At 74.3% G+C, this 13217-nt stretch carries 6 protein-coding genes and 1 pseudogene; 3 read left to right on the top strand and 4 right to left on the bottom strand.

All coding sequences use genetic code 11. The features are described 5' to 3' along the window. Window positions 1-319 precede the first annotated feature (319 nt). Window positions 320-629, bottom strand: a pseudogene (locus ACFZDC_RS34085) (transposase); the annotation flags it as partial. Between the two features lie 19 nt (window positions 630-648). Here ACFZDC_RS34085 and ACFZDC_RS34080 point away from each other — a divergent pair. From ACFZDC_RS34080 to ACFZDC_RS34070, 3 genes are all read left to right on the top strand, one after another. Then, window positions 649-999 carry a tyrosine-type recombinase/integrase gene (locus ACFZDC_RS34080; RefSeq protein ID WP_391329914.1) on the top strand — a complete coding sequence of 117 codons (351 nt, stop codon included), beginning with the start codon at window positions 649-651 and terminating at the stop codon, window positions 997-999. Window positions 1000-1186: 187 nt separating this feature from the next. Next, window positions 1187-1453: a hypothetical protein gene (locus ACFZDC_RS34075; RefSeq protein ID WP_391329912.1), complete on the top strand. Its 267-nt coding sequence runs from the start codon at window positions 1187-1189 to the stop codon at window positions 1451-1453. A gap of 105 nt (window positions 1454-1558) precedes the next feature. After that, entirely contained in the window at window positions 1559-1960 is a 402-nt protein-coding gene (locus ACFZDC_RS34070; RefSeq protein ID WP_391329910.1) for a cupin domain-containing protein, read from the top strand. Window positions 1961-2013: 53 nt separating this feature from the next. Here the strand turns inward: ACFZDC_RS34070 and ACFZDC_RS34065 are convergent, their stop codons facing one another. The 3 genes from ACFZDC_RS34065 to ACFZDC_RS34055 form a co-directional block, all read right to left on the bottom strand. After that, window positions 2014-2679 carry an HAD-IA family hydrolase gene (locus ACFZDC_RS34065; RefSeq protein WP_391330022.1) on the bottom strand — a complete coding sequence of 222 codons (666 nt, stop codon included), beginning with the start codon at window positions 2677-2679 and terminating at the stop codon, window positions 2014-2016. A gap of 269 nt (window positions 2680-2948) precedes the next feature. Beyond that, a complete protein-coding gene (locus ACFZDC_RS34060; RefSeq protein ID WP_391329909.1) occupies window positions 2949-4667 on the bottom strand; it encodes a 3-hydroxyacyl-CoA dehydrogenase NAD-binding domain-containing protein in 1719 nt (572 codons plus the stop codon). A 95-nt stretch (window positions 4668-4762) separates the two neighbouring features. Then, complete coding sequence (locus ACFZDC_RS34055; RefSeq protein ID WP_391329907.1) at window positions 4763-13213, bottom strand: SDR family NAD(P)-dependent oxidoreductase; 8451 nt, start codon at window positions 13211-13213, stop codon at window positions 4763-4765. Between the last annotated feature and the right edge of the window lie 4 nt (window positions 13214-13217).

Genomic DNA, 13217 nt, shown 5'->3' with positions numbered 1-13217 from the left:
TTGGCCTGGCTGGCAAGGCCGACCCGCGGGCAACCACTCGCTTGCGTACTCGCCGACACGCCGGAGTACCTCGACAGGGGCGGCCGCCTACTGTGCGCCGGAGCTGAAATCGCGCACAGTCTGTTGGTCGGAAGTGGCATAGTAGCCGCATGAGTTCGCCCAGCTCCGGCCAGATCCCTGCTCCGCACGGACGGGTGATCGTGATGACGGGTCCGCCCGGCGCAGGCAAGAGCACCGTCGCCACTATGCTGGCCGACCGCGTCATCCCGAGCGTCCATCTTCAGAGGGCATTTGATCTAGGTGAATTGCCCTTTCTGTTCTAGTAGGTCCCTCGCCAGGTTGGTGTCGTCTCGTCTGTTATGTGCTTGGCGAGGTTGTCGATCGAGGTGACGTGGATCACGGCCTCGGAGCTGGCGGGAAGGGTCTCGTAATCGCGAGAAAGACGCCGGTGCAACATAAGCCAACCCAGACTTCGCTCGACTACCCGGCGCCTTTTGACGACCTGGAAGTCACGAACTCCTGGGTTTCTGTTCGTGCTCGATGACGGCGTTCTTGAAGCCGGTGTCGACCCAACTCTCGGCGATGGTCGGGTAGGTCTTCTTGGCCTGGTCGAGGAGGCGTATTCCCACCTGGCTCGACCAGTTCGCCGTGACCGACGAGCACGGCAAACGCTTCGACCCGGCACGAGTGTTCCCCTACGCCTTCCGGCACACCTACGCCCAGCTCCGCGCCGACGCCGGCGTCCCGCTCGACATCCTGCAAGTCCTCATGGCCCACCAGGATCCCTCCACCACGCAGGTCTACTACCGGCCCTCGCACCCCCGGCGGGTGGAAGCGGTGCGCGCCATCGCCGCCGAGTACCACGACCTGCTCGCGCCCCAGCTGTCCGGCGGCAAGGACAGCGCGGTCATGATGTTTGTGTTGATGGAGGCCGCCCGGGCCGCCGGCCTGGCCGACCGGGTGATCTCCTACCTCTCCAGCCTCGGAGTGCTGGAGTAGCCGCCGGTGGTCTTTGGCGGCATCCGTTATCCCGGGGTGTCCGAGCTCGCTGCGCTGCAGTGTGCTGCCGTCGGGGTGCCGGCCGACCGGCACCTGGAGGTCACCCGCACGATGTCGGGCCCCGACGGCACCCGGATGCCGCGCAGCCTGCTGACCGAGATCGCGGCGTACGGGCGCTTTCCCGCGCATGGGCAGCCCGTACTGTCGCAAGAGCGCGAAGGAGAGCGTGGTCTCCAGCGCCTGGACGCCGATCGTCAACCGTCTGAAGCGCGAGCTCGGCCGCCCGGTGCGGATCTTGCAGGTCATGGGTCTGCGCAGCGAAGAGGGGCCCGACCGCAAGAAGCAGACGGCCTTCCGTACGGTGCAGGCCAACAGTGCGCGGGCCGCAGGGAGCGCTCAGCCCTCGGCCCGCCGGCCACCTGAACGGACCACGGACCTGGCAACCCGGCGGTGACGCGCGGTGCCGAACGGCCCAGCCACGGCCGGGACCCCGACCGCCGCGGGGAACCGACACAGTCGGAACCGCCGGACCCGCACAACACGGAAGAGGGATTTCCCGATGGAACTGCTGAAGAAGCAGCCGACGATGAAGCTGCCGGCCGAGTGGTTCACCGGCGACGCGTGGGCCGATGTCATCCACCGCGGCGAGGAACCCTCCCGCGCCCGCGCGAACTCCGTGCGCTTCGCATCCGGCGCCCGCACGGCCTGGCACTCCCACGGCCTGGGCCAGACCCTCTACATCGTCGAGGGCATCGCACTGGTCCAGTCCCGCGGCGGGGAGATCCTCGAGGCCCACCCGGGCGACGTGATCCGGACCCCGCCGGGCGAGGAGCACTGGCACGGCGCCGCTCCCGACCACTTCATGACCCACATCGCCCTGGGGGAGACCGACGAGGTCGACTGGCGGGAACACGTGACCGACAGCGAGTACGGCGGTCCCCGCCACAGCACCCGCGCCTGACCGGCCGGATGCCGCACCCCGCGAGCCACGGCCCCCACCGCGCGCACCGCGCATCAGTGGCGTTCGAGGCCTTCCGGGCGCGTCGGATCCGTAGCGGAGGGCGGGACCGGATCGACTGCGGGCATGTCTTTCTGCGGCCCGAACCACTCGGACAGCAGGGACGCGGTGCGGGTGGGGTCGGTGTGCAGCAAGGGGTGGATGCCGAGGGACCTGGCGGGCGGCAGGTTGACCTCGCGGTCGTCCACGAACACGCAGCGCCGCGGGGCGAGTCCCATGCGGCCGACGGTGCGGCGGTAGATCTCCGGGTCGGGTTTGCGCACGCCCTCCCGCTCCGAGAGCACGACCACGTCGAACAGGTCGAGCAGATCCAACTCCGCGTAGACGTTGAAGGGTTCGAGTCCGAAGGAGTTGGAGAGCAGGGCGGTCACCGCGCCGCTCGCACCGGCGGCCGCCACCGCGTCCACCACCTGGTCCTCCAGGCGCAGCGGGCCGAGCACTCGCCCCATCAGGTTCTCCGTCTCGATGCCGAGCAGACCGCCGATCACCTCGTTCCAGTCCCGCTGGGCGGCCCGGCCGGTCTCCAGGTCGGCGTAGACCCGGGCACCGGCCGGGTGCGCGAGCGCGGCGCGATAGGCGCCGGGCGCGAGGCCCGCGGAGCGCTCGAACTCCTCGGCGTTGGTGCGCAGCGAGGTGGTGAGCACACCGCCGAAGTCGACGATGAGGCCGCGTGGACGGCACTGCGGTCTCTCCGGTTTTCTCAGTCGTTCTGGTCTCTCCCGTTGATCCGGTCTCTCCGGTCTCTTCGGTCGCTCGGTGGTGACGGCCATACGGGGTCCTGCCTTCCGGGTGGGACGGTGGTTCGGTGGGAGTGTGCGGGCGGGCGAGGGGCGGCCCGCCCCGCCCGCACGGAGGCCTCGGCCGCGGTGCGGGCGCGGCCGGGGTGGTGACCGCGGATACGGCCGGTCGGTGGGTGGCGGGCGCCGCGGGGTCAGCAGCCGCGCAGGCCGGTACCCGGCTTGCGTCCCGTCAGGCCCGCCCGCACCAGATGGGCGAGGAGCGGCGAGGGCTCCTGGTGGGTGCCCGGCGCGGCCTCGTGCAGATGGCCCAGAATGCGCAGCGAGACGTCCAGGCCGATGGAGTCGAGGAGTTCGAACGGCCCGGTCGGGAAGCCGCAGCCGGTCCGCATCACCGTGTCGATCACATCCGTGTCGGCGTAGTGCGAACCCAGGAGCTCCAGCGCCTGGTTGAGGTACGGGAACAGCAGCGCGTTGACGACGAAGCCGGCGCGGTCCTCGCACAGCACCGGCTGTTTGCCGAGCGCCGTGGCGAAGGCCTGCGCGGTCTCCACGGTGGCCGGTGCCGACTTCGGCGTGGCCACCACCTCCACCAGCCGCATCCGGGGGGCCGGATGGAAGAAGTGCAGCCCGACCACGTCCTCGGGTCGCCGTGAGGCGGTGGCGCAGTCCGCGACCGGCAGACTGGAGGTGCCGGTGGCCAGCACGACACCCGGGCGGCAGATCCGGCCCAGTTCCTGGAAGACGGTCTCCTTGACCGCGGTGTCCTCGGCCACCGCCTCGATCACCAGGTCGGCGCCGGCGGCCCCGGCGAGCGAGCCCCGTGCCGACAGCAGCCCGAGCGCGGCCCGGCCCTCGCCGGTGCCGATGTGACCGCGTGCGGTGGCCCGCATCAGGGAGGCGGCGACCCGGCTGCGGGTCGTCTCGGCCTTGGCCTCGCTGCGGGCGGTGATCACGGTGGCGAAGCCGGCGCGCACGCAGACTTCGGCGATCCCGGCGGCCATGGTGCCGGACCCCACCACCGCGACCCGGCCGATCCCGGTCGGCCGCAAGGCCGGCGTGCGGGGCTCATCGGCGGTGCCGACGCCGGCGTACCGGTGGAACCCTGCGCCGCTTTTGCGCCCCAGCCGTCCCTCGCGGACCAACTGGCGCAGCACGGGGGCGGGTTCGAGTCGGCGGTCGCCGGTGGCGGCGGCCAGCGCGGTGAGCGCGTCGCAGACGGTGTCCACGCCCAGCTCGTCGATGCGGGCGAGGGGGCCGGTGGGCAGCCCGCAGCCGAGCCGCAGCGCCGTGTCGATCTGGTCGGCCGAGGCGTACCCCTCCTCGTACATCCGGGCGGCGCGGCCGAGAAAAGCGAAGTACAGCAGGCCCGCTACACGGCCGGGCCGGTCGCCGACCTGCACCGGCGTGAGGCCGAGGTCACGCACCAGCAGGCGTACGGCGGTGAGCGCGGTCGGCGCGGTGTGCGCGGTGGGGACCACTTCGGCGGCCGCGCCCGGTGCGAGCGGCGGCAGGACGTGCAGCCCGGCGACCCGGTCGGGCCGGCCGGTGCCCTCGGCCAGCTCGGTCACCGACAGGGCCGCGCTGGTGGTGGCGAAGACGGTGTGCGGCGGGCAGACCGTGTGCGCGGTGGCGAGCGCGGCGAGTTTGGCGGACAGATCCTCCTGGACGGCCTCGACGACGAGGTCGGCCGTGGCGAGGGCGGCCGGGTCGGCGGTGCAGACCAGGTGCGGGCGGGCCGCGGGGGGCAGTGCGGCCTCGATCGCGGTGCGGGCCGCGGCGGCCCCCGCCTCGTCGCGGGCGAGTGCGGTCACCCTCAGGCCGGCCTGGGCGGCGGCGGTGGCGAGCGCGCGGCCCACGGTACCCGGACCGATCACGCCCAGTGCGTTCCCGTGCTGTGTCGTACGTGTCATGTGTTTGTCGTCCTTACGGCTCGAATGCGGGGCCCCGCCGGGCCGCGGGTCGCGCGGCCCGGCGGGCGCTCCGGGGACTGGGTGGTGCCCTGGGTTCAGGCGGGAACGGCGTCGGTGCCGTCGGCTCCCGACTCCCAGCCGGCGAGCACGAGTTCGGCGAGCCGGGAGACCGAGGCGCCGTCGAGCAGGGCGGCCAGGGGCACCTGCACGCCGAGTTCGGCAGTGATCCCGGTGCGTACCTCCAACGACATCATCGAGTCGAGCCCCAGGCTCGGCAGAGGGTCGTGCCGGTCCACGTCCTCGGGCCGGCCGCCCAGTGTGCGGGCCACGATCGCGGCGATCACACCGGCCACCAGGTCCGGGCGCGACTCCTCGGACGCCGACTCGACGGTTGCCCGGACCCCGCCCGCGGACACCGCCTCCGGTTCCTCGACGGCGGCCGGCTCCACCGGCGGGGCCGTGACGGTGGCCCGGGCGCCGGGCGCAGGAACCGTCAGCCAGTAACGGGTGCGCTGGAAGGGGTAGGTGGGCACCGGCGAGGCCGTCGGGGCGCCCGGCTGCGGGCCGTCCCAGGCGGTCAGGCCGACCGTGGCGCCGTGGACGTGCAGGGTGCCGAGCGTGTCCAGCAGTACCCGCCAGTCGTCCTGGCCCGGCCGCAACGAGGGCAGGAACAGCGGCGGCTCCTCCTGGCCCCGCAGGGCGTCCTCCGGGACGAAACGCCGGGCCATGCCGCCCAGGTGCGGGGCCGGGCCGACCTCCAGGAAGGTGCGGTGGCCCCTGGCCCACAGGGCGTTCACACCACCGTGGAAGTCGACCGCCTCCCGGACGTGCCGGCGCAGGTAGGCGGCGGTGAAGGTGGCGCCGTCGGTGAAGAAGTCCCCGGTGACGTTGGAGATCAGCCCGATCCGCGGCGGCGCGAAGGAGATCCGGGCGGCTTCCCGCTCAAAGGCGTCCAGCATCGGTTCCATCTGCGGCGAGTGGAACGCCCGCCGCACGGCGAGGGGCTTGCTGCGCACCCCGCGCTCGGCGAGCACCTCCCGTACCCGGGCCACCGCCTCTTCGGCGCCGGAGATCACCAGGCTCTGCGGCCCGTTGATCCCGGCCACCGCGACCTGGCCGGTGAACTCGCCCAGAACCTCGTCGAGTCGCTCCGGCGCGGCGAACACCGCCGCCATCGCGCCCGGCCCGCACTGCTCGTGCATCAGCCGTCCGCGCACCGCCGCCAGCCGCAGCGCGTCCTCCAGCGACATCACCCCGGCCACACAGCCGGCCACCAGTTCGCCGACACTGTGACCGAGCACCGCGGCGGGCCGGACCCCCCATGACCGCCACAACTCGGCGAGCGCGTACTCCACCGCGAACAGGGCGGGCTGGGTGTACCGGGTCTCGTGCACCGCCGCGTCCGCGGCACCGGTGGGTGCCGGCTCGCCGAGCAGGCCGATCACCTCGGTGAGCGGACGGTCCAGCTCACCGCTGAGCACCTCCTCGCACCGGTCGAGCACCGCGCGGAACGCCGGCTCGGTCGCATACAGGGTGCGCGCCATCCCCGGGTACTGCGCGCCCTGACCGGTGAACAGGAACACCACGTCACGGGTGACACCCGGACGGGCGTGACCGCGCCGGGCGCCCATCCCCTCCGGCTGCCCGGCGACGAGGTCGGCGAGCCGGTCCCGCATCTCGTCCGCGCTCGCCGCCACCGCGGCAACGCGGTACGGCAGCACGGCCCGGCCGGTATGGGCGGCGCGGCAGAACTCCGCAAGGCCCGTGTCCCCGTTCCGTCCGAGCGTGGCGAGGCTGCGTGCCATGAGCGAGGTCAGCGCGGCGGGCGTGCGCGCCGACAGGGCGAGCAGGCGCGCCGTCGGCCGGGGCGCCTCGGACGCGTCCACGGGCGCGGGTGCCGCGGGGGCCTCCTCGATCAGCACGTGCGCGTTGGTGCCGCTGATGCCGAAACTGCTGACGCCGGCCCGCAGCGGGCCCGCGCCCTGCCACGGCCGCTCCTCGGTGAGCAGGCTCAGGCCGCTGCCGTCCCAGTCCACGTGGGGGCTCGGGGCGTCGATGTGCAGGGTGCGCGGCAGGGTGCGGTGCCGCATCGCCTCCACCATCTTGATGATGCCGGCGACACCCGCGGCGGCCTGGGCATGGCCGATGTTGGACTTCAGGCTGCCCACGTGCAGGGGGGCGTCCGCACTGCGCCCCGCCCCGTACGCGGCGCGCAGCGCGCCGGCCTCGATGGGGTCGCCGAGCCGGGTACCGGTGCCGTGTGCCTCGACGGCCTGTACCGTGTCGGGGCTCCAGCCGGCGTCGGCGAGCGCGGCGTTGATGACGCGCTCCTGGCTCGGGCCGTGCGGGGCGGTCAGGCCGTTGCTGGCCCCGTCCTGGTTGACGGCGGTGCCCCGGATCACCGCGAGCACCGGATGCCCGTTGCGCCGGGCGTCCGACAGGCGCTCCACCACGAGCACACCGGCGCCCTCGGCCCACGACGTGCCGTCAGCGGCGGCCGCGAACGGCTTGCAGCGGCCGTCGGGAGCGAGCCCGCGCTGGCGGCTGAACTCGACGAAGGTGGCCGGTGAGGACATCACGGCCACGCCGCCGGCCAGCGCCATGACGCACTCGCCGCGGCGCAGCGACTGCACCGCCAGGTGCAGCGCGACCAGTGAGGAGGAGCAGGCGGTGTCGACGGTGAGCGCCGGCCCCTGCATGCCCAGCAGGTACGAGATCCGGCCGGAGGCCACGCTGCCCGTGGTGCCGGTGAGGAAGTGTCCCTCCACCTCGCTCGGAATCCGCGTGGTCGAGCCGTAGTCGTGGTACATCATCCCGGTGAACACGCCGGTGTCGCTGCCGCGCAGCGAGTCGGGTGCGATCCCGGCACGCTCCAGTGCCTCCCAGGAGACCTCCAGGAGCAGCCGCTGCTGCGGGTCCATGGCCAGTGCCTCGCGCGGCGAGATGCCGAAGAACTGCGGGTCGAACTCGCCCGCGTCGTACAGGAACCCGCCCTCGCGGACGTAGCTGGTGCCGTAGTGCTCCGGGTCCGGGTGGAAGAGGTCGTCCAGGTCCCAGCCGCGGTTGTCGGGGAAGGCCCCGATGGCGTCCCGGCCCTCGGCGACCAGCCGCCACAGCTCCTCGGGCGAGGTGACCCCGCCGGGCAGCCGGCAGCCCATGCCGACGATGGCGATCGGCTCGTCCGCGCCGGCCTGCCGCTCGGTTTGTTCGGCGACGGCAGCGGCCGCGCGTTCAGCCGGCCGCTCGCTCGGGGCCAGCCGCTGCAGTACGAGGCCGGTGACCTCCTCCGGGGTCGGGTGGTCGAAGGCGAGGGTGGCCGGGAGGACCAGACCGGTGGCCGAGTTGAGCCGGTTGCGCAGCTGGAGTGCGGTGAGCGAGTCGAAGCCGAGCTGTTTGAAGGACTGGCCGGCGGTGAGGGCGTCGGCCGAGTCGTGACCCAGCACCTGCGCGGCCTGCGCGCGCACGAGGTCGAGCACCACGGCCCGCCGGTCGGCCTCGGCCACCTGGGCCAGCCGGGCCGCGAACCCCTGCGGCGCAGACGCGGTGGCCGGGCCCGGGCGCGGGGTGCGGACCAGGCCGCGCAGGACCGGCGGCAGCCCGTCGCCGGCCGCCCGGGCCCGCAGCGTGGCATGCGCGAACTGGACCGGGGCCAGCAGCGCCGGGGTCTGCTCGCCGGCCGCCTGGCTCGCGGCGAGCGCCGAGTCGAACAGGGCCAGTCCGTCCTCGGCGGCCAGCGGTGCCACTCCGAAGCCGGCCAGGCGGGCCACGTCACCCTCGTCCAGGTGCCCGGTCATACCGCCCCGTTCGGCCCAGAAGCCCCAGGCGAGCGAGACCGCGGGCAGGCCCAGCGAGCGGCGGTGCGCGGCCAGGGCGTCCAGGAAGGTGTTGGCGGCCGCGTAGTTGGCCTGGCCCGGATTGCCCAGCAGACCGGCCACCGAGGAGAACAGCGCGAACACGGACAACGGCTGATTGCGCGTCAGCTCGTGCAGGTTGACGGCCGCATCCACCTTCGGCGCCAGCACCGCGGCCAGCCGCTCTTCGGTGAGCGCGGTGAGCACGCCGTCGTCCAGCACCCCGGCCGTGTGCACCACGCCGGTGAGCGGGTGCGCCTCGGGGATGCCGGCCAGTACATCGGCGAGCGCCTCCCGGTCGGTCAGGTCGCAGCCGACCATGCTCACCTCGGCGCCGGCCGCGGACAGTTCGGAGTGCAGATCGGCCGCGCCCGGAGTGTGCGCCCCGCGCCGGCCCACCAGCAGCAGCCGCCGCACGCCGTGCGCCCGCACCAGATGCCGGGCGACCAGCGAGCCCAGGCCGCCGAGCCCGCCGGTGACCAGCACCGTGCCCTCGGCATCGAACACCGGCCCGTCCGCGCCGGTCGGCGCCGGGGCGGTGCGGGTCAGGCGCGGTACCAGAACCCGGCCCGCGCGCAGGGCCAGCTGCGGTTCGTCCAGGGCCAGTACGCCCGGCAGCGCGTCCAGCGACGCATCGCCGGCGTCGATGTCGACCACGGTGAACCGGCCGGGCGCCTCCGACTGGGCGGAACGCACCAGACCCCACACCGTGGACTGGGCCAGCCTTGCCGCGGTGGCCGTCTCGTCGGTGGCGTCGACGGCGAGCGCGCCGTGGGTCAGCAGCACCAGTCGGCTGCCCGTGAAGCGGTCGTCCGACTGCCACTGCTGCAGCAGTGCGAGCGCCCAGCGCGCGGCCGCGTGCGCGCCGCTCGCCATGCCCTCCGCGGGCAGCGGGCAGGGCGCCAGCACCAACGGCGGTACTGCGACGCCGAGTTCGGCGAGTGAGCCGGCCCTGAGCGCACCCGGCAGGTCCAGGTCGCCGAGGACCGCCCAGGAAGCGGGCGGCGCGGCGGGCGCCGGCTGCCGCGGCACCCAGTCGATGCGGTGCAGCGCGCCGGTGCCCGCCGCGAGGGCGGGCGAGGCGGCCTGGAAGGCGACCGTGTCGGCGGTCAGCACCGGCGTGCCGTTCTCGTCGGCCGCCTCCAGGCGCAGGCCGCCGTCGTCGGCGCGGCTCAGCCGGACCCGGAGCACCGCGGCGTGCGCGCCGTACAGGCGCACCCCGCTCCAGGCGAACGGCAGAGGGGTGGCACCGCCCCGGTGGTCGACGAGTTCGGCGGCGAGCGCGGTGTGCAGTGCCGCGTCCAGTGCGGCCGGATGCACCTCGAAGGAGCCGCTGGGCGCGGCCTCGGGCAGCCGCACCTCGCCGAACGCCTCGTCGCCCCGCCGCCACAGCCCCGCCAGCCCCTGGAAGGCCGGCCCGTACTCGTACCCGGCGGCCGCGAACCGCTCGTAGTCCACCCGCGGTGCGATGTCCTCGGCACCGGGCGGGGGCCACTCGCCCCGCGTGAGCGCGGGCGCCAGACGCGGGGTGTCGTCGGCGGCCGGGGCCAGCCGGGCCGTTGCGTGCCCGCGCCATGGCTCGTCCGGGTCCGCCTGCTCGGGGCGCGAATGAACGGTCAGGGCGCGCGTCCCGTCCGGTTCGGGCGGTCCCGCGGTCAGCCGCAGATGCACGCCACCGTTCTCCGGCAGCACCAGCGGCGCGGTCAGCACCAGGTCGGCGATGACCGGCGCGCCGCACCGGGCGCCCACGGCGAGCGCGAGGTCGACGTAGGCGGTGCCGGGCAGCAGGACCGTGCCGTGCACCGCGTGGTCGGCACACCACGGCTGGGTGTCCACGCCCAGCCGCGCGCTGTGCACCACGGTGCCGTCCGGCAGGTCGACCACGGCATCGAGCAGCGGGTGCTGGGCCGTGCCCAGGCCCAGGGCACGCGCGTCGGAGGGTGCCTTGCCGGGGGCGAGCCAGTACCGCTCGCGCTCGAACGGGGAGGTCGGCAGGTCGGTGCGCACGGGGGCGTACGGGGCGAGCGCGGTCGCCCAGTCGACCGTGGCACCGGCGCACCAGCCCTCGGCGAGCGAGTGCAGGAAGCGTTCAAGACCGCCCTCGCCGCGCTGCAACGAGCCGACCGCGACGGCCTGTTCGCCCACCGTCTCCTGCACCGCGAAGGACAGCACCGGATGCGGGCTGACCTCCACGAAGAGGGTGGCGCCCCGCTCGGCGAGCGCGCGCACCGCGGCCTCGAAGCGGACCGGTTCGCGCAGGTTGCGGTACCAGTAGGCGGCGTCCAGGGTCGCCGTGTCCCGGTCGTCGAGGGTGACCGAGGAACGGAAGGGGATCGTGCCGCTGCGCGGCACGATCCCGTCCAGCTCGGCCAGCAACTGCTCGCGCAGTGCCTCCACCTGGGGCGAGTGCGAGGCGTAGTCGACGGGGATGACACGGGCCCGGTGGCCGCGCTCCTTGGTGGCGGCGACCAGTTCCTCCAGGGCAGCCGGCTCGCCCGCGACGACGGTGGCGGAGGGACCGTTCACCGCTGCGACACAGACCCGGTCCGCCCAGGGGGCCAGCAGCTCCTCGGCCACCGCGGCGGAGACCGCCAGGGAGGCCATGCCGCCGGAGCCGGACAGCGCCCGGATGGCGCGGCTGCGCAGGGCGATCAGCCGGGCGCCGTCCTCCAGCGAGAGCCCGCCGGCGACGACCGCGGCCGCGATCTCGCCCTGCGAGTGGCCCACCACGGCGGCCGGTTCGACCCCGCACGACCGCCACAGCGCGGCCAGGGCGACCATCACCGCCCACACCGCGGGCTGCACCACGTCCACCCGCTCCAGCGGAGGTGCCGAGGGCTCGCCGCGCAGCACGTCGAGCAGCGACCAGTCGGTGTGAGGGGCCAGGGCCTCCGCGCAGGCGGTCACGGCCTTCGCGAACTCGGCGGATCGGTCGAGGAGTTCGGCGGCCATGCCGACCCAGTGCGACCCCTGCCCCGGGAAGACGAAGACCACCTGGGCCGGCCCGTCGGCGGCCGTCCCGGTGACCGCCTCCGACAGGTCCCCGGCGGCGATCCGCTCCAGCGCGGCGAGCAGCGCGTCGTGGTCCCGGCCCGGCACGGCGAGCCGGTGCTCCAGCGCGCTGCGGCTCACGGCGAGCGAGTACCCGAGGTCGGCCCGCCGCACCTCGGGGTGCTCCCGCAGATGTGCGGCGAGGCGGCGGGCCGCGAGCGGCAGCGCCTGCGGGGAGCGCGCGGACAGCAGCACCGGCACCGCTCCGTCGGCCGGGCGGGGTTCGGCGCTGTCCCCGGCCGCCGGCTCGACCGGCTCCGGTGCCTCCTCCACCAGGACGTGCGCGTTGGTGCCGGAGATGCCGAAGGCGCTCACGCCGGCCCGCCGCGGACCCTGCGCACGCCAGGGCAACTGCTCGGTCAGCAGCTCGATGTGGCCGCTGTCCCAGGGCACGTGCGGGGTGGGGGCGTCGATGTGGAGTGTCTTCGGCAGCGTGCGGTGGCGCAGTGCCTGCACCGTCTTGATCAGCCCGGCGATGCCCGCGGCGGCCTGCGTGTGGCCGATGTTGGACTTCAGGCTGCCCAGGTGCAGCGGGTTGTCCGCGTCGCGGCCGGAAGCGTACGTGTTGAGCAGCGCGCCGGCCTCGATGGGGTCGCCGAGCCGGGTACCGGTGCCGTGTGCCTCGACGGCCTGTACCGTGTCGGGGCTCCAGCCGGCGTCGGCGAGCGCGGCGTTGATGACGCGCTCCTGGCTCGGGCCGTGCGGGGCGGTCAGGCCGTTGCTGGCCCCGTCCTGGTTGACGGCGGTGCCGTGGATGACCGCGAGGACGGGGTGCCCGTTGCGCTGCGCGTCCGCCAGCCGCTCCACGACCACGACGCCCGCGCCCTCGCCCCAGGCGGTGCCGTCGGCGCCGGCCGCGAACGGCTTGACCCGCGCGTCGGGCGCCAGCCCGCGCTGCCGGCTGAACTCCACGAAGTTGTTCGGGCCGCCCATGACCGTGACCCCGCCGGCCAGCGCGAGCGAGCACTCACCGCGGCGCAGCGACTGCACCGCCAGATGCACCGCCACCAGCGAGGAGGAGCAGGCGGTGTCCACGGTGAGCGCCGGCCCCTCCATGCCCAGCAGGTAGGAGATCCGGCCGGAGGCCACGCTCCCGGTGGTGCCGGTGAGGAAGTAGCCCTCGGCCTCCTGCGGGATCGCGCCATCACGCTGGGCGGCCAGGTAGTCGTGGTACATCAGGCCGGTGAACACCCCCGTTCGGCTGCCGCGCAGCGAGTCCGGGGCGATCCCGGCACGCTCCAGCGCCTCCCAGGACACCTCCAGCAGGATCCGCTGCTGCGGGTCCATGGCCAGCGCCTCGCGCGGCGAGATGCCGAAGAACCGCGGGTCGAACTCGCCCGCGTCGTACAGGAACCCGCCCTCGCGGACGTAGCTGGTGCCCGGGTGCTCGGGGTCCGGGTCGAACAGGTTCTCCAGGTCCCAGCCGCGGTCGACCGGGAACGCGCCGATCGCGTCCCGGCCCTCGGCGACCAGCTGCCACAGCTGCTCCGGGGAGCTGACCCCGCCCGGGAAACGGCAGCCCATGCCGACCACGGCGACGGGCTCGGACCCGCCCTCCTCCAGTTCCCGCACCCGCCGCCTGGACTGGTGCAGTTCCAGCGTGAGTTTCTTCAGGTAGTCGACCATCTTCCGATCGGCCGTCATCGCC

This window comes from Streptomyces sp. NPDC007905, from assembly GCF_042959345.1.
GTDB lineage: Bacteria > Actinomycetota > Actinomycetes > Streptomycetales > Streptomycetaceae > Streptomyces.
The sequence above is the reverse complement of the archived record's forward strand: the minus strand, read 5'-3'. Positions and strand labels throughout refer to the sequence as shown.

What these genes read in the sequence shown, in the direction of transcription:
- ACFZDC_RS34060 (WP_391329909.1), bottom strand. Translation starts at nt 4,667, where the DNA reads ATGACACGTACGACACAGCACGGGAACGCACTGGGCGTGATCGGTCCG.
- ACFZDC_RS34075 (WP_391329912.1), top strand. Translation starts at nt 1,187, where the DNA reads ATGGGCAGCCCGTACTGTCGCAAGAGCGCGAAGGAGAGCGTGGTCTCC.
- ACFZDC_RS34070 (WP_391329910.1), top strand. Translation starts at nt 1,559, where the DNA reads ATGGAACTGCTGAAGAAGCAGCCGACGATGAAGCTGCCGGCCGAGTGG.
- ACFZDC_RS34055 (WP_391329907.1), bottom strand. Translation starts at nt 13,213, where the DNA reads ATGACGGCCGATCGGAAGATGGTCGACTACCTGAAGAAACTCACGCTG.